The sequence below is a fragment of the Streptococcus sp. SS-4456 genome (assembly GCF_036680365.1).
Lineage (GTDB): Bacteria > Bacillota > Bacilli > Lactobacillales > Streptococcaceae > Streptococcus.
Map to the genome: position 1 here is coordinate 1 of NZ_JAVIHI010000004.1, position 25,631 is coordinate 25,631.

Consider the following 25,631-nt stretch of genomic DNA (forward strand, 5'->3'; position numbering starts at 1 on the left):
GACTAGGGGCTGTCGCAGGTGAACTTGCGACCTGACCCAAATCTACATAGCGACGGGTACCACTATAAGATAGATAAGAAATCCACTGATGACCATCTACCTCTAGTTTTTTATCATAATTAACTTTGTCACCCACCTGTGCATAAAAGGCTACTGGAGCAGTTTTACTTGGTTGATTTCTGACAGCTGTTTCTTTTTCGTAGACATATTGTCCTTGAGGTGCTAAATTGACAGCTGGTTCCTCTACAACTACTACTGTAGTTTGCGGAATCTCCATTGCAGGACTTAACTGAACAGCTACTTCCTGTTTAGTAGGAGTTACTACTTGTTCTGTACGCGCTTCTTTTGAAGATGATTGACTGTTCGAAGATTGTTCTTCACCCATCTGACTTGTGAGAACCTCCGGAACCTGCTCGCTCTCCACCTTACTTGTCTGAGCGATCACTTCCTGTGTTTCTACGGCGACTTGATTTGAAAGAGAGTTTATCTTATCAACCAGACTACTCTCTTGGACTTGTACCAATGGTAGGTTACTTGACGCAACCGCCCCTGCCTGTTCATCCGCTTTCACTTCCTGCAAACCGAAGACCAGACTAGTTCCAATCAGTACTGAAGCAGCACCTAGAGAGTACTTACGAATAGAAAAATTTTGTTTTTCCTGACCAAATCTTGTGCGACGCATAAATCATATCCTACCTTTCTGTTATCCTTTTCACTTATATTATATACTTATCCATGTCATAAAACAAGTGAAAATTGTAACATTTGTAATATTTTTGTAACATTTGTATCTAGAAAGAAATATTCATCTCTCCTATCTATACTATTCGCAAAAAATACAAAAAAATGATGAAAAATAAGATATTTTTAAAATTTTTTCAAAATATAAAAACCTTGTCTGAATACACTTCAAACAAGGTACTAGCCATCTGCTATTCGAAATCTAATCGATAGTAGGGTTGATTTGGAGTTGAGGCACCAATACTTGACGCATAAATCCAGTCCTTGCCTTCTAGCTGTGCAAAGTCTTCCGCCCGCCCAGTTAGGATAATCCCAGCGAACTCCAAGGTATCAATCTCTTCTTGTTTAGAAAAGTCCGTGTCACCAAATTTTTCCAAGAAAGTTTTCACATCTGTGACGAGTGCGTACTCTCCTAAATAATGATTATACTGTTCCGCCATTTTTTTCATAGGTGTTAAAGGATTCCATGCAGCTGCCTCTGCTGGTAATTCCGAATCTGGTTCATAAACCTTTAGAGCCTCTCCTTGAAGACCAAATAACTGATCGATACGAAAATCAGCTGTGTTCTTCTTAGAAGCTGTTCCGATCCAGTACCAATTCTTTTTTAAATTTTGAGGAAGCATGGTCCGCAAGTCTCCAAAACTATATTTTTTATCAAAAGTGATGGCTACTTCTACTAGCTGATTAGACATGTCTTTTACTAAAGAAAGTTCTTGACTGGGAACCCTTGCAAAGTCATCTGTGTCAACTTTCTCCGTATTATAGAAGAGAGGGAGTTTTGACCAGGTTTGGCGATCATAGGCAATCTCTCCTTTATAAGAAGGACCATCCTGAGAAAAATTCAAATACGTTCCCAACCAATCATATTGGTATTCATAGTCACCAAAGGCAACTGGAACTCCTGCCAAATCTTTGTGGCGATCTGCATGGACAGCTCCAGCAAATAGAGAGGTCGCTTTATAATAGTAGGTTGAGTATTCAATGTTTGGATAGGCAACTTGTGACAATAATTCATGTTCTTGATAGATTTTTTCACCATTATTAGCAGTCAAGATCTGCAAGGTCTTCAAGGTCGCTCCAGTAATCAATAAGAGCCCTAATGTAGATAGACCGACTGTTTTCAATAATTGTTTTTTCTTGCTTTTCTTTGTTGCAATTTCAAAAGTTTTCATATTCATACCCTCTCTCTTTTAACAATTTCCCTAGAAGTTTTCGACCTCGGTAAAGATTGATTTTCACTAAACTCTGACTATATCCTAAGATATGGGCAATCTCTTTGACACTCATATCCTGAAAATAATACAGGTCAATGACATGCTGATACTTGGCTGGCAGGTCTGCTACTGCCTGATAGAGTTCTTCATAACCTTCTTTGTCATAAACCAAAACCTTTTCGCTGGCAAAAAATTCCCTTTGTAGAATTTCATGATAGTGCTTGTCCCTCCTGTATTTGTCGATGTAGGCTCTAACTGCCGAACGATAAAGCCAGGCTCGTAATTTGTCAAAAGGAAGGACAAGTTCTGCTTCTAAGATTTTCACCAGTACATCCTGGGCTATATCCTGGCTGTCTGCAAATGTGGCGCCTGATTTTTGCAGGTAGTAGGAAATCTCCTCGGCAATGCCGATGACTTCTTTTTCATATTCATCCAATTTGATGCTCATCTCCTCCTTTCACTAATATAACGAATGGAATTCTATTTGGTTACACATTTTTTAAAAATATTATATCCTTTACCGTATTAAAAAAGCAACCTCCGAAGAAGTTGCTTAAATAAGATTAACCAGAATTTCGCAAACCTGTCGCCACACCGTTGATGGTGATGTGGATGAGGTTTTCTTGTTCCTTGCTGAGTTCTCCACGACGAAGGCGGTTAATCAGTTCAATCTGAATATAGTTGAGGACGTTGAAATACGGCATACGATAGTCCAGACTGGCTTTGAGGAAAGGAAGTTCTGCTAGTAAGGCATCATTTTGCTCAATAGATAAGATCACATCTTTAGTCAACTGCCATTCATCTAAGATAATATGGAAGATATTGCGCACCTCTTCACTCTCACACATTTTTGCATACTCAAAGGCAATGTTCATGTTGGATTTGGACAGAACCATGTCCACATTGGATAGAAGTGAACGGAAGAATGGCCAGCTTTCATACATTTTCTGTAATTTTGCTAAGTTGGCTGGATTTTTATCAATAAAGCGTTTGAAACTGGAACCTACACCGTACCAACCTGGAAGCATGACACGGTTTTGCGACCATGAAAATACCCAAGGAATGGCACGAAGTCCACTGATTTCCGTGATAGTCTTACGAGCAGCTGGTCTAGAACCAATATTGAGACTTGATACCTCACGAATTGGGCTTGCTGCAAAGAAATAATCGTAGAAATGAGGATTGTTAAAAACTAAATCACGATAAATAGAATAACTATCTGCTACGATTTCGTCCATGGTCTCACGATACCCATCAATCTCGTTTGCATCTGTAATCATTTGTGTCGTCATTCGGTCTAGCGTAGCCGAAACAAGCATTTCCAAGTTATAGTAGGCAGCATCTTTATTTCCGTATTTATTACCAATTACCTCACCTTGCTCAGTCAAACGAATTCTATCTTTGATGGAGCCAAAAGGCTGTGAGGTAATGGCATCATAAGATGGTCCACCACCACGACCGACTGTGCCGCCACGACCATGGAAGAAGGTGATATTAACACCGAATTCTTGACCAATTTGAGTCAATTCATTCTGAGCCTTATAGAGTGTCCAACCTGATGAAAGATAGCCGCCATCCTTGTTGGAATCAGAATACCCAAGCATGATTTCTTGGTAATATTTGTTGCCAGCAATCCAACGTTTAGCCAAGTCAAGTTGCAAGTATTGACGCATGGTTGCTGAAGCATTATCTAAGTCCTCGATGGTTTCAAAGAGTGGCACAATCTGCACACGCGCCTTGTCCATATCGACCAAACCAACTTCTTTCAAGAGCACGGCGAGTTCTAACAAGTCAGAAACACTTTCAGAATGTGAGATAATGTGTTGTTTGATGATTTCCTCACCCAGCTTATCCTTCAATTCACGAGCAGCAGCAAAGATTGCCAGTTCTTTTTGCAATTGTTCTGATTTTGGAACATGAGTAGCTGAGAGAATGCGTGGATCTGTTTCTAATTGTTTTAAAAGAACGTGACATTTCGCTTCTTCTGACAAGCTAGAGTAATTCTCAACAATACGAGCAGATGCCAAAAGCTCTGCAACACTTGCTTCATGAATAGACGAATCTTGACGCATATCGATGCTGGCTAGGTAGAAACCAAAGGCCTCAACTGCTTCCAGCAATTCTGTAAAATCACCCTTGATCAAGGCGTTTGCCTTATTGTCAATCAAGGACTGTTTAATCGCAAGCAAGTCTTCTTTAAATTCAGTGACATTGGCGTAGCGGACATCAGAAAGCTTATTATCCACCAAGTAAGCGCGCGTATTGGCCAATTTCATCTGAATATAATGAAAGGCACGACGGTAAGGTTCATTTTCTCGATAGACTGAACTATCCTCTGATTTTTCAGCCAATAGTTTGACAGCTGTTGAAACCTTCACGATGGAAGTTGAGAGAGAGAAATTACGGTAGAGTTTATGGAGTTGCTCATCGTAGTAGTTCATGATGACTTGGCACTGGGTTAAGGCTGACAATTTCAGTGTTTCTGCCGTTACAAATGGATTGCCATCTCGGTCACCACCGATCCACATTCCCATGGTAATAGGACGAGGATTGTTAAGCTCAATACCTTTTTCTGCAGCCAAGCGCTTGTACTCACCTTGTAACTTGGTCACAGCCTTGATAAAGGAAGAATTATAGTATTCCATAACATTGGTGATTTCGTTGGTTACCTTCAACTTCTTCTCGCGAATCATATCCGTTTGCATGATGATTTCAATGTAGCAACGAAGTTGGTCTTCCCACTTAGTTTTGTTCAGCAAGCCCATTTTCACATCACGGTAGCGACGAAGCAACTCATGAATATGCTTGGTCAAGTCCAACATAGATTGACGTTGCACCTGGGTTGGATGTGCTGTCAAAACGGGAACAACATTGAGTTTTTCCAAAATTTCTGCCGCATTTTCCTGCTTGGCCACCATGTCAATCGTCGTTGAGATTTTCCCTAGATAATCTTGGTCGATATTATTTTGGTGGTTGATTTCATAGGCCAAATCCACATCTTCTGAAATGTTAATCAGCAAAGGAAGGACAGCGAAGTAACGAGAAATGACTGCTAATTCTTCGTTATTTAATTGACCAATAATCGCAAGCAAGGACTGGTAATCATCCTCACGAGAAAGCTGGGATAATTCAATAATCTTCTTGAAGGTTTCCTGGGGCATCATCTGGGCCGCTACTTCTTCAAGGATAGTCGTTAAAATCGCAATTTCTTCTTGAATGGTTTCTTTGTTGTTATAGTTTTCTAGTTTTTGGATAGACATTTCTACTCTCTTTCCTTTATTTAGCCGATTGTCCGTTCAATCTCTTCTTCAATCAATTTACGCTTCTCGTTGGCATCGATATTGAGGACAAAGGCAATGCCAATCGAAATAATGAGTAGGCTAGACCCTCCTTGCGATAGGAAGGGGAAGGTCACTCCCGTCGCAGGGATAATACCTGCAATTCCACCAATGTTGACAAAGGTCTGAATGAGGAGCATTCCTGCCACACCCAAGGCCATCATGGAATTAAATGGACTGCGGGCACGAACACCTACAATGATAATGCGAATGATGAGGAAGAAAAGCAAGGCCAAAATCAAGCTAGCACCCACAAATCCCAACTCTTCAATCACAATGGAAAACACAAAGTCTGTCTGCGCTTCTGGTAGATATCCCTTTTTCTCAATGGAGTTACCCAAACCGCGACCCAACCAGCCACCATTACTCATGGCATAGAAGGAATGGGTCAACTGCAACCCTGCCCCCGTGGCATTGCCAAAAGGGTCAAAAAAGGCTGCGAAACGACGGGCGATATAGCCAAACAGAGGAATTTTCTCAACTGTTTCAACACCAAGAACAAAGATTGTTCCTAGAACAAAGCCTGACACTGCAACGATACTCAAAACCGCTGTCAAAAACCACCGATAAGCAATACCACTGACACTAATCATAATCACCATAATCAAGACGACAATGGTTGCATTTCCCAGATCAGGTAAGGTTGCCACCATAGCTAACAAGAGAAGGCTGACCACACGCCAATCAGTGAATTCTCTAGGAATCCAGCTTCCCTGTATTAAAGCCTGGTAGTCATAGGTCCGAATATCAGCCTGCTGTTTGGCAAATTCGTGAGCCAAATACCAGATGATAATCAACTTGAGGTATTCGGCAGGCTGCAAATTACCAGCTCCAGGCAAGGGAATCCAACCGTGGGCCCCATTGATAGGCGGGAACAAACGAGAAATGGCTAAGAGAAGCACCTCGAATAAAATAACTGAGTAAATGACTGCCTTCCTTCTCAAAAAGCTTAATTTCATACGGTAAATCGTGTAAATTGCAAAGAGGCTGACACCCCAGAAAAGCGACTGGTTAATGACTGTTCTAAAAGGGTTCCCTCCATTGATAATTTGCGTGGCACTGGTTGTTGAATAGACGATTATCAATCCTATCACAGATAAAATTAGATAGGGAATGAGAATGGAATAGTTCAATAACTGCCGTTTGTCAATCTTCATTTCTAATCCAACCTTCTTTCGAGTACTGGGTTCTATTATAGCATACTTTACTATAAATTACCCAGTAGGGTCTATAAAGTAAAGACATCTTTCGGAAATCTACCTTAGCACAAAAAAGAGGGGACCTCCCCTCCTTCCATTATTCAAATGTTTCAAGATAAAATTCAATCTTATCGCCAGCAGCTAGTTTCAGCTCTTCTGCCCCCTTGTCTGCCATCTGATCATTGATTTTATACATCCAGTAGGTATTGGTACTTGGATTTTGACTAACACCATCAATAGCTGTTACCATGCCATTATCTTTTTCTACTTGATGGTAGTCCTCTAAAACATCCATGACACTATCGCCCTGCTCTGCCTCTACTTCCTGACTAGTAGTTTTACCGTCTTTGGTAATTTGCAAAGTGACTGTCATCTTGGTTTCAGCTTGTTCGACAGGATTTGCTTGACAAGCAGCTAGAACTATTGTCATAAGAAGTGTAACAATAAAAAGTATTCGTTTCATTTATAAAATCTCCTAAAAATGTAGTCAATAATGGGATAGAACAAGAAAGTTGAAATCGCATGAAGGCTATCAAAGAATAAACCATTGAACCAGAAGATAAGAGGTGACAGACCAAATTGCCAAGCAGACAAGATACTAATAAGCATGCCATAAACATAGACCAATAGAGCAGCAAGCAATGACTGTAGCCAAATAGACAATCGCTCCGTGTTCACCAAAGGCCTCACCAAGCACCACCATAGCAGCTGGACTAGACCGAAGCTAAGCACTTGCCACAGGACTACCGGTCCAAAACCAAAGAGAAGACCACTTCCAACCATGGTTAAGGTCATAACCAGCCAAGCATCCATCAATCCCATAAAAGAAAGACTGACAAGGAATATTGCTGTCAAAGGTTTAATATTTGGAAAAGCACCAAAAACAATCCGTAACACGATGGTTAAGGAAGTTAATAGTACTATTCTACTCAAGCGTTTCACTGTATCATGATATTTACCCATATAACTTTAGAATACCCTATTATAGCTCATTTGTCAATAGTATCTACCTCACATCCTCTTTTCAATATTATTTTTTTGATTTTTTTTGCTATTTGAGATAAAATAATAGGGATGAGAAAGAAAATAAATCCAATGGTTGTTATTGGTTTTTTCCTATCTTTTTTTATTCTAATTTCCATAACTGGTGTTCTGGGAAATACTGCCAATAAGAAAGAAACCGTAACAGCCCAATCAAGTACAACTGCTAGCTCCAGCTCGAAAAAATCAGGAACAAAGCCTAGCTATCATATCACCAATGCCCTTGAAATGAAACCAATCATTGACGTTTCAGCCTGGCAAAGACCATCCGAGATTGATTACGACACACTAAGCCAAAATATTTCTGGTGCTATCGTCCGTATTCAGAGTGGCTCACATACCAAGAGTGAAAATACAGCCACTGACAAGAATGGACTAGATAAGTCTTTTGCAACCCATATCAAAGAGTTTCAAGCTCGCAATATCCCAGTTGCAGTCTATGCCTATGTAACAGGTAACAGCATTGAAAATATGAAGGAAGAGGCCCGTAGTTTCTATAAGGCTGCCAACCAATACAATCCTACATTTTACTGGTTAGATGTAGAAGAATACACCATGAATGATATGAATGCTGGGGTAGAAGCCTTCCGCAAGGAGTTGGAAACCCTAGGTGCTAAGAATATCGGTATCTATATCGGGACCTATTTCATGGAGGACCACAGTATTAATGTGGACAAGTTTGATGCCATCTGGATACCAACTTATGGGGACGACTCGGGCTACTACAATGCTGCTCCAAATACTGATCTCGACTACGACTTACATCAATATACATCTCGAGGTTATGTCAATGGCTTTGCCCATCATCTAGACCTCAATCTTATCACAACCCTAAAAGATCCTAATGAAGTTTATCAAAAACTATTTACAACCCCATAATAAAATGATAGACTGTTAGTAATTTCATATACACAAAGGAGTGCTTCGGCTGAGATCGCTTTTGCGAAATCCTCGAACCTGATCTAGTTAGAACTAGCGTAGGGATTGTGTGCTTTATAGACGGTTACTCTGTCCACTATAAACACTCCTTTGTCCACTAAACAAAGGAGTATTTTTATGTTTCCATCCAAAATGCGTGTGTTAGCTGAAGTAGCTATTTTCTCTGCCATTGCTCTGGTCTTTGACAAGTTCCCACTCTTTACCATGCCCCAAGGTGGTTCAGTTTCTCTGGTCATGTTACCCATCCTACTCCTTTCTCTTCGCCACGGTTGGCAAATTGGTTTACTAACTGGTGGAATTGTGGGAACCATCCAACTCTTCTATGGCGGTTACTTTTTGAATATCTTCCAAGTTTTTCTGGACTATGCACTCTCCTATGCTGGAATTGGTTTAGCAGGATTAGTGGCACCACTCCTAACCAAACAAAAAGACCTCAGACAAGCTGCCCTCATCATTAGTCTTTCTGGTTTACTTGGTGGTAGCATTCGCTTACTTGCCACTTTCCTATCTGGAATAATCTTCTATGCAGACTATGCCCCTGCTGGTACACCTGTCTGGTTCTATTCCTTTACCTATAATATCAGCTATATTCTTCCCTCAACTGTCATCGCTTGTATCTTACTCATTCTACTCTATAAAGCAAGACCAAATTTTTACAAGAAATAAGCCCTCCTTTTAAGGGCCTTTTTCATTTTTGTGTTATAATGAAGCGTTAAAAAAATTTTTGGAGGTCTTATGTCATCTTGGATTTCTCGTATCATCAAAGGGATGATTATTGCTCTAGGTTTCATTCTGCCAGGTGTCTCTGGCGGGGTTTTGGCTGCTATTTTGGGAATTTACGAACGACTGATTGGATTTTTGGCAAATGTTCGCAAGGATTTTAAGGAAAACTTTCTTTATTTTGTTCCTGTAGGAATTGGTGGAATTTTGGGAATCGCACTTTTCTCTTTCCCTGTAGAATTTTTATTGCAACATTTCCAAGTCCCAGTTTTGTGGGCATTTGCGGGAGCAATCGTTGGTACCATTCCTAGCTTAGTCAAGGAATCGACACTAAAAAGCCAACGCGATACCATCGACTGGGCTTGGTTGATCGGAACCTTTGTCATCTCAGGACTTTTACTTTATAATCTTAATAGTCTAGTTGGAACATTACCAACAAACTTCGCGAGTTTTGTATTGGCAGGAGCTCTGATTGCATTGGGTATACTCGTCCCTGGACTCAGCCCTTCAAACTTGCTCTTGATTTTAGGTATCTACTCGCCCATGCTTAATGGTTTCAAATCACTTGATTTGTTGGGAACCTTCTTACCAATTGCTATTGGTGGAGCCTTAGCAATGGTCGCATTCTCAAAAGCCATGGATCATGCTTTGAAGGTTTACCATTCGCGCGTTTATCACTTCATCATCGGAATTGTTTTATCATCTACCCTCTTGATTTTAATTCCACAAGTGGGGAATGACGAAGCAATTTCCTATGCTGGCGCTGGCTTTGGTACCTGGATTTCCGCAGTAATTCTCTTTATTTTGGGAATTTGGTTAGGGCTTTGGATGAGTAAACTTGAGGAAAAATATAAATAATGGCAAAAAAGGTTAAAATCAAAAAAACCTTGGTGGACCAAATATTAGACAAGGCTAAGATCGATCATGATAGCCTTGTTTTAAATGCCCTTGACGGCCAGTTGCCACCAGGAATTGAAGAACACGAAATTTACAAAACGCTAGCATTAACAGGTGATAAGACAGGACCTGTCATTGGTATTGTGCCTATTACTGAGCACCTGTCTGAGAAAAAATTAGCTAAAATTTCTGGCAATAAAAAAGTCAGCATGATTCCACAAAAGGACTTGGAAAAGACAACTGGCTATGTTCACGGTGCCAACAATCCAGTCGGAATACGGCAAAAACACAACTTCCCTATCTACATTGACCAGTCTGCACTCGAAAAAGGCCAGATGATTGTGTCTGCTGGAGAAATTGGGCGTTCTATCCGCATTGACAGTCAGGTATTAGCTGATTTTGTAAAAGCTGACTTTGCCGATTTGATTGAGGGGAGGGACTAGACTTGAAAATCTATTTTGTCCGTCATGGAAAAACCGAGTGGAATTTAGAGGGACGCTTTCAGGGCTATTCTGGTGATTCAGCACTTTTGCCTGAATCTTATCAGGATTTAGAAAAACTAGGCAAACACCTTGCTGAAATCCCGTTCGACGCTATCTACTCAAGCGATCTTCAACGTGCTCAAGTAACTGCCCAAGAAATTGCTAAAGTCAATCACCATTGCCAAACTGTCCAGACCACCCCTCAGCTACGGGAATGGAATTTTGGAAAATTGGAAGGAAGCAAGATGGCAATTTTTCGTTCCATCTATCCCAAACAAGCACGCGCTCTCAAACATAATCTAGCCCTTTTTGACAATGACCTATTTGAAGCAGAAAGTGTCCATCAAGTTACTCAACGGATGGTGGATTTTGTCCAATCACTAAAAGGACAGGACATGGATAGGGTCCTAATTGTCAGCCACGGAGCTATCCTAACCGCTTCCATCCACCGGCTGCTCGGATTTACACCTGCCCAGCTCCGTCACCGCGGTGGCTTGGATAATGCTTCCATAAGCATTTTGGAAACAACTGACTTTGAACACTTTACTGAACTAGCTTGGAATGACACCAGCTATAAATCTCACTAAGAAAGCAGTTACCTGCTTTCTTTTTTGCTGATTTTTTCCCTATTCTATGATAAAATAGAAGGAACAGACTTTGGAGGAATGAAAATTTTATGTCAACTGAACATTTTGAAGAATTAAATGACCAACAGATTGTCCGTCGTGAAAAAATGATGGCTCTTGCTGAACAGGGCATTGACCCATTTGGGAAACGCTTTGAGAGTTCTGCTAACTCAGCTGAATTGAAGACCCAGTACGAAGACAAATCGAAAGAAGACTTAGAAGAATTGGGACAAACGGCGATCATCGCTGGCCGCATCATGACCAAGCGTGGTAAAGGTAAGGCTGGATTCGCCCACATTCAAGACCGCGAAGGCCAAATTCAGATTTACGTTCGTAAGGATGATGTTGGCGATGAAAACTATGAAATCTTCAAAAAAGCAGACCTAGGTGACTTTATCGGTGTCGAGGGTGATGTTTTCAAGACCAACGTTGGTGAGCTGTCTATCCATGCTCGCAAGTTAACTCACCTGTCTAAAGCGCTCCGCCCATTGCCAGAAAAATTCCACGGTTTGACAGACATCGAAACCCGCTACCGCAAGCGTTATTTGGACTTGATTACCAACCGTGAAAGCTTTGACCGCTTTGTAACTCGCTCAAAAATCATCTCAGAAATCCGCCGTTACCTTGACGGACTTGGTTTTTTGGAAGTGGAAACACCAGTCCTTCACAACGAAGCTGGTGGTGCGGCAGCCCGTCCATTCATCACCCACCACAATGCCCAAAACATTGACATGGTGCTTCGTATCGCGACAGAACTCCACCTCAAACGCCTCATTGTCGGCGGTATGGAACGCGTTTATGAAATCGGCCGTATCTTCCGTAACGAAGGCATGGATGCGACCCACAACCCTGAGTTCACATCAATCGAGGTCTACCAAGCTTATGCGGATTACTTGGACATCATGGACTTGACAGAAGGCATTATCCAACACACTGCCAAGGCGGTTGTCGGCGACGGCCCTGTGACTTACCAGGATACTGTCATCAATATCCACGAGCCATTCAAGCGTATCCACATGGTCGATGCCATTAAGGAACAAACTGGTGTGGACTTCTGGCAAGATATGAGCTTCGAGGAAGCAAAAGCCCTAGCAGCTGAGCACAAGGTCCCTGTGGAAAAACACCATACAGAAGTTGGCCAAATCATCAACAGCTTCTTTGAAGAGTACGTTGAAGCAACTCTTATCCAACCAACCTTCGTCTATGGTCACCCAGTAGCCGTGTCACCACTGGCTAAGAAAAACGATGAAGACCCACGCTTCACAGACCGCTTTGAGCTCTTCATCATGACCAAGGAATACGGAAATGCCTTTACCGAATTGAACGACCCAATTGATCAATTGGAACGCTTTGAAGCCCAAGCCAAAGCCAAGGAGTTGGGTGATGATGAAGCAACAGGCGTGGACTACGACTACATCGAAGCCCTCGAATACGGTATGCCACCAACAGGTGGACTTGGAATCGGTATCGACCGCCTCTGCATGCTTCTGACAGATACTACTACTATTCGGGATGTGTTGCTATTTCCGACCATGAAGTAAATGTAATTCTTGTAACAACTGATTATCTGTTAAGTAAATATGCTCCTAGAAATTTCTGGGAGCATTTTTGAATGCAAAAAATCCCGACCAAATGGTCAGGATTTTCAGGAGATTATGAAAATATTTAGGATTGACTATAGTATAACTCATCCAATCAACTATCTCATCAGCCTTGGGACTGTTTCTCCTCTTTTTTTGCAAAACAATCTCGGACAATTGGCGCGACTTCTGTTCCGTAGAGTTCGATAGCACGGAGGACATCCTCGTGTGGCATGGAGCCGATTGGGAGATGGAGGAAGAATCGGTCCAAGTCAAGCGTTTCAATGGTCTTAATAATTTTTTCAGCTACACGTTTTGGATCTCCAACGATGGTCGCTCCCTCTTCTGTTAGAGAGTAGAGATACTGCGCCTTGGTCATCTCGCTCCAATGTGGGCGGTCTTTGGCAATGTTATCTGTAATCACCTTGGTCGGATGGTAATATTCTTCCACAGCCTTGTCATGATCGTCTGCAATCCAACCCCAAGAATGGGCTGCAACTTTCGTTTTCTTTGGATCATGACCTGAGTTGCGAGCAACCTTGCGATAGGCATCGACTAAAGGTTTAAAGCGATGGGCACCAGCACCAATAACAGCATAAACGATTGGCAAACCCTTCTTAGCAATCTTAATGGTGGACTCTACATTGCCCCCAGTTGCAACCCAGATGGGAAAATCTTCCTGAACAGGACGTGGATAGACTGGCTTATTATCGACAGACTGGGTAAAATGCCCATCCCACTTGAGGTTGGTTTCCTTGTCGATTTCCAGAAGCATATCCAACTTTTCATCGAAGAGTTCTTCATAGTCATGGAGGTCATAGCCAAACAAGGGGAAAGACTCGGTAAAGGAACCCCGACCAGCCATGATTTCCGCTCTGCCATTTGACAAAGCATCAATGGTGGTATACTGCTGATAGAGCCTTACTGGGTCCATGGAGGAAAGGATTGAAACTGCTGATGTTAGTTTGATATGCTTGGTATTGACGGCACCAGCTGCCAGCACAATCTCAGGTGCAGAAACCGCAAAATCTTCGCGGTGATGCTCCCCAATCCCATAAACATCAAGTCCCACCGCATCAGCTAGTTCGATTTCTTTGACTAGCTGGCGAATCCGCTCGTCGTGGCTGTAAGTTTCGCCTGTCTTTTCAAGAGGGGTTGTTTCTCCAAATGTTGAAATACCTAATTCTACCATGATGTGTTCTCCTTTGAAATCACTATTTCTTAATTGATGCGTTTATTTTATCTCTAATTAGTGATAAAGTCAATCAATTTGCTCACAAAATAAAACGACTAGGAAAACCTAATCGTTTTACATCTTATTCGTAACGTAAGGCCTCAATCGGATCCAACTTAGAAGCCTTGTTGGCTGGTAGGACACCAAAGACAATACCGACCACTGCTGAAAATGCCAGACTTCCCAGAACAACTGGAATTGAAATTTCAGCCGTCATTTCTCCCATTACCTTTGTGGCGTTGAGAGTAAACACAATGGCTTGAGCGATAGCTAAGCCGATTGCTCCACCTAAAGTAGTCAATACCATGGCTTCAATCAAGAACTGCATAAGGATATTTCCACGGGTTGCACCCAAGGCTTTTCGAAGACCGATCTCGCGAGTTCGCTCAGTTACCGATACCAACATGATGTTCATAACACCGATACCACCTACAAGAAGTGAAATCCCTGCAACAGCACCGATAAACGTAGTGACACCTGACATTTGGTTCTTAAAATCATCTAACATAGCTGACATATCATAGATATCATAGCGGGCTTCTTTTAGACCTGTTATGTTGGTCAAGTATGCTGCGGCAGCCTGACCAACCTCGGCAGCTCTACTCACATCTTCTACATGGACATAAAGGCCACTATTTTCCTTGGTACCCATTTCAGCAGCCAGCTGCGTATTGGTCATAATGGCATTTCCACCTGAGTTGAAACCATAGAGGGAAGTACCTGCTTTGGGATCTTTGTAAACACCAACTACAAGATAAGAATTAGCATTGACACTGACGATTTGGTTGAGGGCTGCATCGATTGAACCGAAGAGTTTCTCTGCCAGGGCTACATCCAACATAATGATGCGCGAAAAACGGCTATAGTCATTGACTGTAAAGCGACGACCAGCCAAGATTTCTAATGCCTTTATGTCAAAATAGGATTGACTAACACCAGTAATAAAGACATTATCAGCTTGCGCATTGCCCGCTGCTACAGTAGAGGTACTTGAAGCACTAATGTAGTAGCCACTGAGCCCATCGATTTCCAAAAGCCCCTTTAACATTGTGTCCGTTACATCTGGCTCCTGTTCTTCAGAAGCCTCGCCAGGAACTGTGTACGTAAATGCACCCTGGGTTCGTTCTTCAGTTCCAACAAAAGGCGTAAAATAGACCTGAACATTATTCTGATCACCAGCCAAGGACTTTTCAATACTACGGGACATCCCCGTTCCCATAGCAACGATAATCACAACAGCTGCCACACCGATGATAATACCTAACATAGTCAAAAGAGAACGCATCTTATGGGCTAGGATAGATTTTAGGGCAAATTTCCAGTTTTCCATCTAGACTTCCTCCCTTCTACTATCTTCTGTAATGATACCGTCACGCAAAACGATTTTACGTTTGGCATAGGCAGCAATTTCAGGTTCATGGGTGACCATGATAATGGTCTTTCCTTCATTATTCAACTCTGTCAGAAGTTGCATAATCTGCTCGCCTGTCTTGGTATCCAAGGCACCTGTTGGCTCATCTGCCAAGATAATAGCTGGTGTATTGACCAAGGCACGCGCAATAGCCACCCGTTGTTTCTGACCACCTGACAATTCTGACGGTAGGTGAGTCATCCGTTCTGCCAATTCGACTTTTTCTAAGTATCGCTTGGCTAATTTTTTCCGTTGATTGGCTGGAACCCCTGCATAAATCAAAGGTAACTCGACATTTTGAAGAGCATTGAGTTTAGAGAGTAAGAAGAATTGTTGAAAGACGAAACCAATCTGGTCATTACGAACGGAAGCTAATTTCTTCTCAGACAGTTGACTGACTTCTTCACCTTCCAACCAATAATTGCCTGTTGTAGACCGGTCCAATAGCCCGATAATATTCATCAAGGTTGATTTCCCTGAGCCAGATGGTCCCATAATAGCCAAAAATTCTCCCTCTTCCACCTCTAAATCGATATCTTTGAGGACACGAAGTTCTTGGTCACCGTTTTTATAGGATTTGTTGATATTGGTTAATCTAATTAGCTGGTTCTTCATAGGCTTCAACCTCTTTTCCTTCTTCAAGGTCTGGAGTTGGAATGGTGAGGACCTGATCTCCTACTGCAATACCAGCTGTCACCTCTTGGTTGAGAGCATCAGCATTTCCCAACGTTACTTCCACTTTTTTAGCTTTTCCTTCAACAATGGTCCATACAAAGTTTTTATCGCCTTCTGGCACAACTGCTGTTACTGGAATTAAAATATGGTTGGTAGTATTGACCACTTCAATATTCACAGTAAAACCTTGTTTCAATTCGCCCAATTCACTAGTTAAGGCTGCTTTGAAAGGATACTTGGCACCTGAACCACCACCTGCACCTGCTACCGCACTTGTAGCTTGTTCTGTCGATGGATAGTTGGAAATATAGGTGATTTTACCTGTCCATGACTTATCTGGATATACTTTGCTGGTTAATTTCACTTCTTGATCAACTGCAATGTTAGCCAAATCATACTCCGTTAAATTACCTGTCACCTGTAAGCTACCTTGGTTAACGATATGAACAACGGTCTGGCTAGTTGTCGAGCTTTTGGCAACCGATTTATTGACCTCAACTACTGTACCTGCGACAGTACTGTAAATAGTTGCTTCTGTCAATGCTGTATAGGCCTTATCCACAGCAGCTTGAGCATCCGCATAAGAATCATTTAAGTCAGCTAATTGGGAATCAACTGAACGTTGAGCTGCTGCTGTTGCAGCCTCATCAGTAGCAGTATCCCCAGTATCTTGAACAGTTTGACCATTAGTCTGCAATTCATAAATTTGACGTCCAATCTTATCACGTCCCCGCACAGCTGTATCAAGTGCTGCTTGTAACTCTGTAGCATCATAGCGAATCAAGGGGGTTCCCACCTCAACTTGAGTTCCTTGCTCAACTAATACCTCGCTCAAATCTCCTTTTGAAGGATCGTAGTAAACGTATTGTTCATCAGCAGCAGAAATTGTTCCTGTCAATAAGGTTGATGAAGCAATCGAACCCTCTTTAGCAACTGTATAGGTCAAGCTCGTTGCAACTTGCTCTGTAGAAGTTGGTGAAGATCCACCCAATACCCCACCAAATGCTAAGGCCCCGCCAATCAAGGCAACAGCCGCAACACCAAGACCACTAAACAAAGCAATTTTAGCTTTCTTTGTCTTTAACATACTTTTCTCCTTTATTTTAAAACATACTTATTTTGTGTTGTCTATATAATACACAAATACAAAAATATTTGCAAGTGTTTTCCTAATTATTTTATAAAAAGTTCGTCAATTTTCCTACTTACAGTTTTGTAAGAAACTAGCATTGAATGACTAAATTACTAACCTATATCTGAAAGTTCAAGCTATGACTAGAGGTTCTCAGGGAGCCGTAGCGGATTTTTGATTGAAAAATAAAAAAAGGGTAGAATGGAGATAGTAAATCAATGAAGAGGAGAAAACAAATGAAAGAATTTGATATCATTGCCATTGGTGGAGGTAGCGGAGGTATTGCTACCATGAACCGTGCGGCTATGTATGGGGCAAAAGCTGCTGTTATCGAGGGGAGCAATCTAGGCGGTACCTGTGTCAATCTTGGCTGTGTTCCTAAAAAAATCATGTGGTATGGTTCTCAAGTTTCAGAAGCCATTCATCACTATGGTCCAGAGTATGGATTTACCAGCCAGGAAGTGACTTTTGATTTTGCTACCTTGCGGAAAAACCGTGAAGCCTACATTGAACGGTCCCGTACATCCTATGGGAATACCTTTAAAAATAACGGAGTTGAAGTCATCAAGGGATTTGCCCGCTTTGTTGATTCCCAAACGGTGGAAGTCAATGGCCAACTCATTCGTGCCAAGCACATTGTCATTGCAACTGGAGCCCAGCCTGCTGTTCCAAATATTCCAGGAAGTGAGCTTGGCATCGTATCGGATGATGTCTTTGCTTGGGAAAAATTGCCTACATCTGTAGCAGTCATCGGGGCTGGCTATATCGCTGTCGAAATGGCTGGACTCCTCCATGGACTTGGTGTCCAAACTGATCTCTTTGTCCGTGGCAATCGCCCCCTTCGTAATTTTGATGGCTACATCATCCAAGCATTGATGGAAGAAATGGAGCGTACTAACCTCCCACTCCATACTGGGAAAACACCTGTCAGCCTAGAAAAAACTGAGGATGGCTTCATTCAAATCAACTTTGAGGACGGAAGCAGCCATACTGCTCAACAGGTTCTCTGGGCAATTGGTCGTAAACCAAATGTGGGGCAGCTCAATCTTGAAGCAGCTGGTGTGCAACTAACACCGTCTGGGCATATCGCTGTGGATGAATACCAAGAAACCGGCGTCCCTGGCATCTATGCCCTTGGTGATGTGACAGGTGAAAAAGAGTTGACACCCGTAGCCATCAAGGCTGGTCGCTTATTGGCAGAACGCCTCTTCAACAATAAACCGACTGCTAAAATGGATTATACGAATATCCCGACTGTTGTTTTTTCTCATCCTGCTATCGGAACAGTTGGCTTAACCGAGGAAGAAGCCATCGCCCAATACGGTCAAGAAGAGGTAAAAGTCTATACTTCAGCCTTTACTTCCATGTACACAGCTCTAGCAAACAATCGCCAAATGGCTAAGTTTAAGTTAGTCACAGTTGGCGAAAATGAAAAGGTCGTCGGTTTACACGGCATTGGCTATGGTGTCGATGAAATGATTCAAGGTTTCTCAGTTGCCATTAAGATGGGAGCAACCAAGGAAGAATTTGATGCCGTTGTGGCCATCCACCCAACAGGGGCGGAAGAATTTGTCACCATGCGTTAAAAGAAATAAAAAGGCCAGACAAGTGTAGGTAAGCACGCTGTCTGGCTTTTTCTTATGGTAAAATAGCTATGGCACGCACTGGCGAACCCGAAGCCTTTTCCCAATGTGGAAAGGCAATGGAAATCAGGGCTCCTGTTGCTGGCACCTGATCCAAATTATTCAACACTTCCAACTGATAAATGTCTTTGGACAAGAGATAGTATTCTTCTGGCAAGCTGCCACCATGCTTGGCAGCCGATACTCCTGAATCCGTATCCAGAGTTTCATGTCCAACCGCTTTTACCTTACGCTCTTCAATCAAGTATTGCAAGGCCTCGTGGCTCCAACCTGGTGTATGTTGTACCCCTTGGTCATCCAAGTTTCGCACAGCATCCTGACTTGGCCAACGTTTTGACCAATCCGAGCGAAAAGCAACAAAAGATTCAGGTGCAATTGGACCATGCTCAACCTCAAAATCCAGAATATCTTGCTTGCTAATCTCGTAGTCATTATTGGCTACAACTGCCTCCGACTTATCAATCACATAGAGAGGTAAGAGCAAGTCTTTCAAGTCAATTTCATCTAGATAGCGAGCCCCTTCTACAAAGTGGATAGGCGGATCGATATGGGTACCGTATTGGCCGACAACCGTAAATTGTTCAACAAAAAATCCGTCCTTGTGAGTAAACAAGGCCTTTTTCTCCAAGGCTGGGAGAGCTGGAAAATGCGGGCTATTCTCATTGATTTGATGGGTCAAGTCCACCCAGGTTTTAGATTTAAGGGTCTGGTAAATTTCAAGTAGTTCTGACATGGCAATTCTCGCTTTCTTTTTTTTATTATTCTAACATGAAAGAAGTAAGTCTACTAATATATATTTTCTATCTACTCCCATAAATAAAAACTATAACCCTGTTACATCCGATGGCAGAAGCATTGACTTTCACGACTAGAATGTCTATAATTTTGTTAACCTAGAAAAATAAAAAGGATAACAAAATGACAAACCATTCTACGAAATCTCTTGTTTACATCGCTATCGGAACAGCTATCATTGCTGCCCTGTCACAAGTCAGCCTTTCTATTGGCCCTGTTCCCTTTACTCTACAAACCTTGGCTATCGGCTTAGTAGCTTGTTTATACAAGCCGAAAGAAGCCATTGCAAGTTTAGCCCTTTATCTAACTCTAGGCGCTATCGGCCTTCCCGTCTTTGCTGGATTCTCAGGTGGATTTGCTGCTCTCGTGGGACCAACTGCAGGCTTTTTATGGGGCTTCCTAGTCTATGCTGCTATTACTTCTGTCCTCACCAAGTCAACTTCCTCACCTGTGACTGTTTTCTCAGCCTGCCTTCTCGGAACAGCAAGTTGCTTCCTCTTAGGCTGTTTGGTCTTTAAGTTTGTTTCAGGAGCGAGCTGGTCAGATACATTGGCATGGACGGTTCTACCCTTTATCCTTCCAGACTTGGTCAAAATTAGCTTAGTCACCCTTTGCCACCGCCTATTGCAACCTATCACCAAAAAAGAAGCCTTTTTCGCTTAGGCTTCTTTTATTTATTAGCAAAGGCATCCAAGAGAACTTGGAATTCTTCATTGCTGAGCGTGATCCCCTTGCCCATCTTAGTGTGGTCAGGGCTCCAGGTACGGATATCATACTTGGCTGGTGCGCCATTAAATGATACACGATTGAGTTCCTTGGTCCAGCCCTTATCATTTTCAGATAGGACCAAGAGTTTTTCTTCGATTTCAAATGTAAATTCTGCCATTTGTTACCTCCTTCACTTATTTGTTCGAAAAAACTTGTCATTTTTGCGAAAATTGGATACTATAATTATAACAAGTTTGAAAGGATAATGCCATGAAGAGATTTTTTGAAGTTATTTTAGAGCAGGTCAATATCTTTTTGGGCAATAGCAAAGCTCCTAAGACCATTGAGCCTGACAGCAAGGAAGATATTAAAAATAATCTGGAGTTAGCCCTTTACAAGAAAGCTGCTATTCATGTTATCTACAACGACCGCAGTTTTACAGGCGATATTGTCAAATACGATAAGGAACGCCAACGGATCATCATGAAAAATTTCAAACGTCGGGTAACCAGTATTATCAATATCCAAGATATTAAGAAAATCACCCTAGTTCCAGAAAGTGTAAAAAACTCCCAAAAACAAACAAAAGGCTGAACTTCAGCCTTTTATTTTATGCTCTAATAGTCAATGATTGACCATCTTCTTGGTAGAGATTGATAAGACCTGACTTGCAGGCACGAATCATATCACCAGGATAGATTTCACGGTCTAGTTTGATGGTCAGGAGTTCCATCGGCTTGTTTGCACGTTCAATCTTTTCTCCATTTGAATCGCGAAGTTCCTGAATAGTGGTTTCAAAGTGGCGGAAGCCTGGTCCGTAAAACTCTACTTGGTCACCTTCGTTGATAACATTGCGTTGGCGGATAGTGGCAGTCATAGTATCCTTGTCAAAGGCCACTACTTCGGCGATGAATTTGTATTCTGGAATTTTACGGCGGGCACCGAAAAGCTGTTCGTTTTCGCTCGGTGGGCTGTAGTAGAAACCTGTCGCCAATTCCCGTTGAGCAACCTTCCACATTTCGTCAATCAGGTCTTGTTTGATCGCTTCAAACTTTTCTGGACTTTCTAGATAGGCATCGACCGCCGCCTTATAGCAGTTGGTCACGGTTGATACGTAGTGGACAGATTTCATTCGGCCTTCGATTTTCAGGCTATCGACCCCGTTTTCAATCATATCTGGGATATGGTCAATCATACACATATCCACCGCAGACATGGAGAACTCCTCTGGGATTTCCCCTTTAATGGAACGACGTTCTTCGCCGAAAGGTAGGTCGTAGAGGTTGTACTTCCAACGGCAAGACTGGGAGCAACCGCCGCGGTTGGCATCGCGCTTGCTCATGTGGTTGGAGAGGACGCAGCGGCCTGAGTAGGAGATACACATGGCACCGTGGACAAAGGCTTCGATTTCAACATCTGTTCGTTTGCGGATTTCAGCCACCTCTTCCATGGTCACTTCACGGGCCAAGACGACACGGGTCAGGCCCAATTCCTTCCAGAACTCAAAGGTTTCATAGTTGGTCGATGAAACCTGGGTAGACAGGTGAATTTCAAGTCCCGGCGCCTCTGTCGCACAGATGACGATGAGGGCTGGGTCAGACACGATAACGGCATCCAAGCCCATATCCCTCAATTCACGGAACCAGGCTCCTGCCCCTTCTTCATTTCCTTCATGGGTGACCATGTTGGCCGCTACATAGACCTTGGCACCACGGGCATGGGCATATTCAATCCCTTCCCGCATCTCGTCCATGGTAAAGTTCCCAGCCCGGCTACGCAGACCGTAGGCCTGACCGCCGACAAAGACAGCATCAGCACCATAGTCAATGGCAACCTTTAATTTTTCCAAAGTCCCGGCAGGTGACAATACCTCGGGACGCTTTAATGTTTTTGACATAATATACTTCTTTCTATTTGCAGGATAGAATACTGTAAACGATGTTGTTTCACTCGGAAACCTAGTGCAGAGTTTAGAAAATCGCCCAAAGGCGTTTTCGTGCTCTGACCTTACATAGTAAGTGACAGAGCTAACTCTGCCAGGATAGAATGTAGATTAACTATAATTAAGACATGTTCCGAGTGAAAACGACAATTTTTCATTCGGCAACCTAGGACAGGGCTAACTCTGTCAGGTTAAAATAAATTCTGCTATAAATATTGTTATTTAACCTTATTACGGTCAAATTCGTAGAAGCCTGTATCCAAGCCACGTTCAGCTGGATGGAGCTTGCGAACCTGTTCATCCAAAAGGAAGGCCTGATCATAAGTGAAGTCGCCTTTTTCAATCAAATCTCTTGCTTGAACAAAAAGCTTAGCAATTGCTACAAAGTTTTGACCTGGGCAATAGATACCATCTAACTTCCAGTTACGATAGCCATGCTCATCTAATTCTGACAGCTTGGTCATCATATCAATGTCATTGTTGATAAAGATATGGGTACCATGCTTGTCTTCAAAGATAGAATAGTGGCTATCTGGGTCGCTCGGCTCAGCTAAGAAAAGTCCGCGTCCACGTGACAAGTCTGTTTCATCCGCCTTGGTAAAATTGTAGTAATTCCGTAACAGGGTTCTCTTGGAATGGTGAATAACCGAAGCACCGTAAACCAGGATTTCCGCTGGAATTTCCAAATTTTTGGCAATGTCAAATAGTTCTTCCGACGGAATTTCCCGTGCCAATACGGCTTCGACAGCCCCATGGTCTTTCCAGAAGTTAATTTGGCGACTTGAAGTCACAAAGACAGAGGTATCGTAAATCAGCTTAAAATTGTAACCATCTCGCTTGTTGACATAAAAAATACCTGTATCGCCTACAACCAGATAATCTACCTTGATTTCCTTCATCAAGTCCATAAATGGCTTGATATTGTCCATCATGTCTTGGTGCATAAGGGCGTTTGCGGCAACCGTCAATTCCTTACCTGCATCATGGACCAGCACTGCTATTTCCCGAAGCTCATCATAAGTAAAGTTTGTCGGAATGCGGAGGGCATGGTCGGCTTCTCCAACATAGATGCGATCAACCCCTGCCGCAAGCAGTTCCTTGACCTGTTCAATACTTTCAGCTGTTGCTGTAATGATAATTTTTCCCATAAAGTTAATTATATCACAAAGTTTTTAGCGAAATATAGAATACCATAAAATTTAATGTTCAGACTTTTCTCATTTTCTCTTGTAACCATATTGTAATATTGCTGACATAAAATTTCATAAATGTTATGTTATTCTTAAAAGGCAGAAAAGGAGACGATATGGCATCAAGACACTATCAGTCCCAAGAATACCAGTACGAAGAGTATATCCCGAAAGAGAAAAGCACAACTGTTCAAGCCTATCAGGTAAAAAATGCAAAAAAAGAACGCATCAATGAACTCTTATTCTTTGTGAATATTGTTCTATTTAGCCTAATCACAGTTATCTCTAGCTACATCTACCTAGCTTTAGATATCCCTGTTTTTCTTGCCCTCGCATTAGCAAGTGCTACAGGCCTCATCGGTTTTCGTTTGGTTCAAGTTGGACTTAAAAAAAGAATATTGTACAAAGTAAAAAAATAGGCAGAGAAGTCATTCTCAGCCTTTTTTATTTTCCTAAACTTTCTATGACCACCTTATAGATAGTTACCCTTGACCACAAAGAAGGTTCCACGGATTTCGCCTGCCAGTTTGGAGCGTTGGCGGGCAAACTTGAATTTTCCTTCAAATTCTTTGGGAATGTCAATCCCGTCTGACAATTTGAATCCGACAGCTCGTTTGCCCCCTTCTTCTAGCGTATAGAGGACATTGACAGCCAAGCCATTGTCATAAAAGACAAATGACCAGAGAATGCCATCTACTTCAAGCTGGGCTACGTTAAGCGGGGTATATGGAAAGTTCATGTCCCGCTCTGCCAAGACCTTCTCGATGAAGGGCAAGATTTCAGGCTTCTCCTCTGGGCTATAGACCACGAACTCCTGCTTGTACTTGTTCCAGAAATAGCGGGCTTCATTGGCACGTAGACCTGCCAAGACAGCTGCGACAGGGCTGGTTTCCAAGCCTGTCGTTTCGACTTCTTTGAAATTAACTGTATAGGACATTGTTTCTCCTTTAGTAAAAAAGCACCCGAAGGTGCTAGGTATTTACGCGTTAAATGCTTCTGTTAATTGTGGCACCACTTGTTTCTTACGGGAAACGGCACCAGCAAGGAAGGCATGGTTGTTTTCCAACTTGAAGTTGAAGGCTGCTTCCACCTTGTCCATGTTGCTTCCAAGGGCGAGGATTTCAGAGTTTGAGTTGACGATGTCCGTAATCATGAGGACAAAGTCAGAGTAGCCGTTTGCTGCAGAAGCTGCTGTCATTGCTGCTTCAATCTCTGCTTGGCGTTCCAAAACTTCCGCAATATCAACAGTGTTGACTTGAGCTACACGGACGTCATTACCATTCAAGCCAAATGTTTTGGCATCGATGTCAATCAATTCTTCTGCTGACTTGCTAGCAAGGTTGGTACCAGCTTTCAAAAGTGCCAAGCCGTATTCTTCCAAGTTTACTCCTGCCAATTCTGCCAATTCAGCTGCGACCTGTGGGTCAGATACGTGAGTGGTTGGCGATTTGAGCAAGAGGGTATCTGAAATCAAGCCAGACAAGAGCAGGCCTGCTACCTCTTTAGGAAGGCTAACACCATTTTCCTTGGCAGCACGGTAAACGATAGAAGATGCTGACCCAACTGGCTCCAAACGCATATAAAGCGGGTTAGCTGTTTCAAAGTTGGCAATGCGGTGGTGGTCGATAACCGCTGCGACTTCAACCTCCTTGATGTCTGCGATAGACTGTTGGAATTCGTTGTGGTCGGTCAAAATCACTTGGCTGACACCTTCTGCCTTGGCAGATTCAACCACACGCGGTGCTGTTACACCAAAGTAGTCCAGAGCAAAGGCAGTTTCTTCATTTGGAGTGCCGAGGGCAACTGCTTCCGCATCGCGACCGAAAGCCTCACGCTCCAAGTAAGCCCAACCATATGAAGATGCGATCGCATCCGTGTCAGGATTTTGGTGACCAAAAACTAAAAATTTTGACATAATTCAAACCTCATTTTTCTAATAATCTTCTACATTTTACCATAAATAAAAGGACTTGTGAACATGGACGGGTCGGCATTTGCCAAACGATGTAGTTACTAGGAATAAAGTAATTTATTGTTTGTGAGGCAGACTTTGCTAAACAATTGAAGAATTAAATATTTTTGAAAAGCACAAACAACTGAACTTTTTACCCAAAATTTGAATAT

27 protein-coding genes and 1 riboswitch are annotated in these 25,631 nt (G+C 42.4%); of the genes, 10 read left to right on the forward strand and 17 right to left on the reverse strand.

From position 1 onward, the window contains the following. The 7 genes from RFK25_RS01845 to RFK25_RS01875 all read right to left on the reverse strand — a co-directional run. Positions 1-682, reverse strand: a 682-nt coding sequence (locus RFK25_RS01845) for an SH3 domain-containing protein (protein WP_332411036.1), incomplete at its 3' end; no start/stop codon positions are given. A gap of 250 nt (positions 683-932) precedes the next feature. Next, positions 933-1,919 (reverse strand): anti sigma factor C-terminal domain-containing protein, encoded by a 987-nt coding sequence (locus tag RFK25_RS01850; RefSeq protein ID WP_332411038.1) that lies wholly within the window; start codon positions 1,917-1,919, stop codon positions 933-935. Next, positions 1,900-2,403: an RNA polymerase sigma factor gene (locus RFK25_RS01855; RefSeq protein WP_332411040.1), complete on the reverse strand. Its 504-nt coding sequence runs from the start codon at positions 2,401-2,403 to the stop codon at positions 1,900-1,902. The genes RFK25_RS01850 and RFK25_RS01855 overlap by 20 nt, the downstream gene beginning before the upstream one ends. Before the next feature lie 115 nt (positions 2,404-2,518). Beyond that, entirely contained in the window at positions 2,519-5,215 is a 2,697-nt protein-coding gene (ppc, locus tag RFK25_RS01860; protein ID WP_332411042.1) for a phosphoenolpyruvate carboxylase, read from the reverse strand. Positions 5,216-5,235: 20 nt separating this feature from the next. After that, positions 5,236-6,450: a cell division peptidoglycan polymerase FtsW gene (gene ftsW, locus RFK25_RS01865; RefSeq protein WP_332411044.1), complete on the reverse strand. Its 1,215-nt coding sequence runs from the start codon at positions 6,448-6,450 to the stop codon at positions 5,236-5,238. Positions 6,451-6,589: 139 nt separating this feature from the next. Continuing rightward, positions 6,590-6,955, reverse strand: a complete 366-nt coding sequence (locus RFK25_RS01870; protein ID WP_318824346.1) for a DUF4430 domain-containing protein — start codon at positions 6,953-6,955, stop codon at positions 6,590-6,592. Further along, entirely contained in the window at positions 6,952-7,455 is a 504-nt protein-coding gene (locus RFK25_RS01875; RefSeq protein WP_318824345.1) for a hypothetical protein, read from the reverse strand. Before RFK25_RS01875 ends, RFK25_RS01870 begins: the two co-directional genes overlap by 4 nt. 111 nt (positions 7,456-7,566) lie before the next feature. On the opposite strand from RFK25_RS01875, the gene RFK25_RS01880 reads away from it, so the two are divergent. From RFK25_RS01880 to lysS, 6 genes are all read left to right on the forward strand, one after another. After that, positions 7,567-8,412 (forward strand): glycoside hydrolase family 25 protein, encoded by an 846-nt coding sequence (locus RFK25_RS01880; RefSeq protein WP_105124675.1) that lies wholly within the window; start codon positions 7,567-7,569, stop codon positions 8,410-8,412. Between the two features lie 26 nt (positions 8,413-8,438). Continuing rightward, positions 8,439-8,534: riboswitch (TPP riboswitch) on the forward strand. A gap of 55 nt (positions 8,535-8,589) precedes the next feature. Then, positions 8,590-9,138, forward strand: coding sequence for an energy-coupled thiamine transporter ThiT (thiT, locus tag RFK25_RS01885; protein WP_332411048.1), 549 nt, complete (start codon positions 8,590-8,592; stop codon positions 9,136-9,138). Between the two features lie 69 nt (positions 9,139-9,207). Then, positions 9,208-10,050, forward strand: coding sequence for a DUF368 domain-containing protein (locus RFK25_RS01890; protein ID WP_332411049.1), 843 nt, complete (start codon positions 9,208-9,210; stop codon positions 10,048-10,050). Continuing rightward, a complete protein-coding gene (locus RFK25_RS01895; RefSeq protein WP_332411051.1) occupies positions 10,050-10,532 on the forward strand; it encodes an aminoacyl-tRNA deacylase in 483 nt (160 codons plus the stop codon). The genes RFK25_RS01890 and RFK25_RS01895 overlap by 1 nt, the downstream gene beginning before the upstream one ends. Positions 10,533-10,534: 2 nt before the next feature. Next, on the forward strand, positions 10,535-11,158 hold the full coding sequence (locus RFK25_RS01900) for a histidine phosphatase family protein (protein WP_332411052.1): 624 nt from the start codon (positions 10,535-10,537) through the stop codon (positions 11,156-11,158). An 89-nt stretch (positions 11,159-11,247) separates the two neighbouring features. Further along, positions 11,248-12,738 carry a lysine--tRNA ligase gene (gene lysS / locus RFK25_RS01905; protein WP_332411054.1) on the forward strand — a complete coding sequence of 497 codons (1,491 nt, stop codon included), beginning with the start codon at positions 11,248-11,250 and terminating at the stop codon, positions 12,736-12,738. 166 nt (positions 12,739-12,904) lie between these two features. Here the strand turns inward: lysS and RFK25_RS01910 are convergent, their stop codons facing one another. The 4 genes from RFK25_RS01910 to RFK25_RS01925 form a co-directional block, all read right to left on the reverse strand. After that, positions 12,905-13,969, reverse strand: coding sequence for an LLM class flavin-dependent oxidoreductase (locus RFK25_RS01910; protein ID WP_332411055.1), 1,065 nt, complete (start codon positions 13,967-13,969; stop codon positions 12,905-12,907). 124 nt (positions 13,970-14,093) lie between these two features. Continuing rightward, a complete protein-coding gene (locus tag RFK25_RS01915; RefSeq protein ID WP_332411057.1) occupies positions 14,094-15,341 on the reverse strand; it encodes an ABC transporter permease in 1,248 nt (415 codons plus the stop codon). After that, positions 15,342-16,037 carry an ABC transporter ATP-binding protein gene (locus tag RFK25_RS01920; RefSeq protein WP_256778933.1) on the reverse strand — a complete coding sequence of 232 codons (696 nt, stop codon included), beginning with the start codon at positions 16,035-16,037 and terminating at the stop codon, positions 15,342-15,344. It abuts the gene before it with no gap. Continuing rightward, positions 16,018-17,184 carry an efflux RND transporter periplasmic adaptor subunit gene (locus RFK25_RS01925; protein ID WP_332411063.1) on the reverse strand — a complete coding sequence of 389 codons (1,167 nt, stop codon included), beginning with the start codon at positions 17,182-17,184 and terminating at the stop codon, positions 16,018-16,020. The genes RFK25_RS01920 and RFK25_RS01925 overlap by 20 nt, the downstream gene beginning before the upstream one ends. 281 nt (positions 17,185-17,465) lie before the next feature. Here RFK25_RS01925 and gorA point away from each other — a divergent pair, with 281 nt between their 5' ends. Next, positions 17,466-18,815 carry a glutathione-disulfide reductase gene (gene gorA, locus RFK25_RS01930; RefSeq protein ID WP_332411064.1) on the forward strand — a complete coding sequence of 450 codons (1,350 nt, stop codon included), beginning with the start codon at positions 17,466-17,468 and terminating at the stop codon, positions 18,813-18,815. Between the two features lie 52 nt (positions 18,816-18,867). Here gorA and RFK25_RS01935 read toward each other — a convergent pair whose 3' ends face one another. Next, a complete protein-coding gene (locus tag RFK25_RS01935) occupies positions 18,868-19,605 on the reverse strand; it encodes a cyclase family protein (protein WP_332411066.1) in 738 nt (245 codons plus the stop codon). Between the two features lie 185 nt (positions 19,606-19,790). Here RFK25_RS01935 and RFK25_RS01940 point away from each other — a divergent pair, with 185 nt between their 5' ends. Further along, positions 19,791-20,330, forward strand: a complete 540-nt coding sequence (locus RFK25_RS01940) for a biotin transporter BioY (RefSeq protein ID WP_332411068.1) — start codon at positions 19,791-19,793, stop codon at positions 20,328-20,330. A 7-nt stretch (positions 20,331-20,337) separates the two neighbouring features. Here the strand turns inward: RFK25_RS01940 and RFK25_RS01945 are convergent, their stop codons facing one another. Beyond that, positions 20,338-20,553, reverse strand: coding sequence for a YdbC family protein (locus RFK25_RS01945; protein WP_004194749.1), 216 nt, complete (start codon positions 20,551-20,553; stop codon positions 20,338-20,340). A gap of 92 nt (positions 20,554-20,645) precedes the next feature. Here RFK25_RS01945 and RFK25_RS01950 point away from each other — a divergent pair, with 92 nt between their 5' ends. Further along, positions 20,646-20,969, forward strand: a complete 324-nt coding sequence (locus RFK25_RS01950) for a hypothetical protein (RefSeq protein ID WP_332411070.1) — start codon at positions 20,646-20,648, stop codon at positions 20,967-20,969. A gap of 16 nt (positions 20,970-20,985) precedes the next feature. On the opposite strand, the gene RFK25_RS01955 is transcribed toward RFK25_RS01950, so the two are convergent. Both RFK25_RS01955 and RFK25_RS01960 read right to left on the reverse strand, forming a co-directional pair. After that, positions 20,986-22,272, reverse strand: coding sequence for a peptidase U32 family protein (locus RFK25_RS01955; protein WP_332411071.1), 1,287 nt, complete (start codon positions 22,270-22,272; stop codon positions 20,986-20,988). A gap of 263 nt (positions 22,273-22,535) precedes the next feature. Beyond that, on the reverse strand, positions 22,536-23,465 hold the full coding sequence (locus RFK25_RS01960) for a peptidase U32 family protein (RefSeq protein ID WP_332411074.1): 930 nt from the start codon (positions 23,463-23,465) through the stop codon (positions 22,536-22,538). Between the two features lie 158 nt (positions 23,466-23,623). On the opposite strand from RFK25_RS01960, the gene RFK25_RS01965 reads away from it, so the two are divergent. Next, entirely contained in the window at positions 23,624-23,926 is a 303-nt protein-coding gene (locus tag RFK25_RS01965) for a DUF3270 domain-containing protein (protein ID WP_332411076.1), read from the forward strand. A 53-nt stretch (positions 23,927-23,979) separates the two neighbouring features. On the opposite strand, the gene RFK25_RS01970 is transcribed toward RFK25_RS01965, so the two are convergent. After that, positions 23,980-24,444, reverse strand: coding sequence for a phage tail protein (locus RFK25_RS01970; protein WP_332411077.1), 465 nt, complete (start codon positions 24,442-24,444; stop codon positions 23,980-23,982). 42 nt (positions 24,445-24,486) lie between these two features. Next, positions 24,487-25,422, reverse strand: a complete 936-nt coding sequence (locus tag RFK25_RS01975) for a manganese-dependent inorganic pyrophosphatase (protein ID WP_332411078.1) — start codon at positions 25,420-25,422, stop codon at positions 24,487-24,489. Positions 25,423-25,631 lie beyond the last annotated feature (209 nt).

Excerpts from the sequence above, each read along its gene's own strand:
- RFK25_RS01850 (WP_332411038.1), bottom strand. The coding sequence starts at position 1,919 with ATGAATATGAAAACTTTTGAAATTGCAACAAAGAAAAGCAAGAAAAAA.
- RFK25_RS01855 (WP_332411040.1), bottom strand. The coding sequence starts at position 2,403 with ATGAGCATCAAATTGGATGAATATGAAAAAGAAGTCATCGGCATTGCC.
- ppc (WP_332411042.1), bottom strand. The coding sequence starts at position 5,215 with ATGTCTATCCAAAAACTAGAAAACTATAACAACAAAGAAACCATTCAA.
- ftsW (WP_332411044.1), bottom strand. The coding sequence starts at position 6,450 with ATGAAGATTGACAAACGGCAGTTATTGAACTATTCCATTCTCATTCCC.
- RFK25_RS01870 (WP_318824346.1), bottom strand. The coding sequence starts at position 6,955 with ATGAAACGAATACTTTTTATTGTTACACTTCTTATGACAATAGTTCTA.
- RFK25_RS01875 (WP_318824345.1), bottom strand. The coding sequence starts at position 7,455 with ATGGGTAAATATCATGATACAGTGAAACGCTTGAGTAGAATAGTACTA.
- RFK25_RS01880 (WP_105124675.1), top strand. The coding sequence starts at position 7,567 with ATGAGAAAGAAAATAAATCCAATGGTTGTTATTGGTTTTTTCCTATCT.
- thiT (WP_332411048.1), top strand. The coding sequence starts at position 8,590 with ATGTTTCCATCCAAAATGCGTGTGTTAGCTGAAGTAGCTATTTTCTCT.
- RFK25_RS01890 (WP_332411049.1), top strand. The coding sequence starts at position 9,208 with ATGTCATCTTGGATTTCTCGTATCATCAAAGGGATGATTATTGCTCTA.
- RFK25_RS01895 (WP_332411051.1), top strand. The coding sequence starts at position 10,050 with ATGGCAAAAAAGGTTAAAATCAAAAAAACCTTGGTGGACCAAATATTA.
- lysS (WP_332411054.1), top strand. The coding sequence starts at position 11,248 with ATGTCAACTGAACATTTTGAAGAATTAAATGACCAACAGATTGTCCGT.
- RFK25_RS01910 (WP_332411055.1), bottom strand. The coding sequence starts at position 13,969 with ATGGTAGAATTAGGTATTTCAACATTTGGAGAAACAACCCCTCTTGAA.
- RFK25_RS01915 (WP_332411057.1), bottom strand. The coding sequence starts at position 15,341 with ATGGAAAACTGGAAATTTGCCCTAAAATCTATCCTAGCCCATAAGATG.
- RFK25_RS01920 (WP_256778933.1), bottom strand. The coding sequence starts at position 16,037 with ATGAAGAACCAGCTAATTAGATTAACCAATATCAACAAATCCTATAAA.
- RFK25_RS01925 (WP_332411063.1), bottom strand. The coding sequence starts at position 17,184 with ATGTTAAAGACAAAGAAAGCTAAAATTGCTTTGTTTAGTGGTCTTGGT.
- gorA (WP_332411064.1), top strand. The coding sequence starts at position 17,466 with ATGAAAGAATTTGATATCATTGCCATTGGTGGAGGTAGCGGAGGTATT.
- RFK25_RS01935 (WP_332411066.1), bottom strand. The coding sequence starts at position 19,605 with ATGTCAGAACTACTTGAAATTTACCAGACCCTTAAATCTAAAACCTGG.
- RFK25_RS01940 (WP_332411068.1), top strand. The coding sequence starts at position 19,791 with ATGACAAACCATTCTACGAAATCTCTTGTTTACATCGCTATCGGAACA.
- RFK25_RS01945 (WP_004194749.1), bottom strand. The coding sequence starts at position 20,553 with ATGGCAGAATTTACATTTGAAATCGAAGAAAAACTCTTGGTCCTATCT.
- RFK25_RS01950 (WP_332411070.1), top strand. The coding sequence starts at position 20,646 with ATGAAGAGATTTTTTGAAGTTATTTTAGAGCAGGTCAATATCTTTTTG.
- RFK25_RS01955 (WP_332411071.1), bottom strand. The coding sequence starts at position 22,272 with ATGTCAAAAACATTAAAGCGTCCCGAGGTATTGTCACCTGCCGGGACT.
- RFK25_RS01960 (WP_332411074.1), bottom strand. The coding sequence starts at position 23,465 with ATGGGAAAAATTATCATTACAGCAACAGCTGAAAGTATTGAACAGGTC.
- RFK25_RS01965 (WP_332411076.1), top strand. The coding sequence starts at position 23,624 with ATGGCATCAAGACACTATCAGTCCCAAGAATACCAGTACGAAGAGTAT.
- RFK25_RS01970 (WP_332411077.1), bottom strand. The coding sequence starts at position 24,444 with ATGTCCTATACAGTTAATTTCAAAGAAGTCGAAACGACAGGCTTGGAA.
- RFK25_RS01975 (WP_332411078.1), bottom strand. The coding sequence starts at position 25,422 with ATGTCAAAATTTTTAGTTTTTGGTCACCAAAATCCTGACACGGATGCG.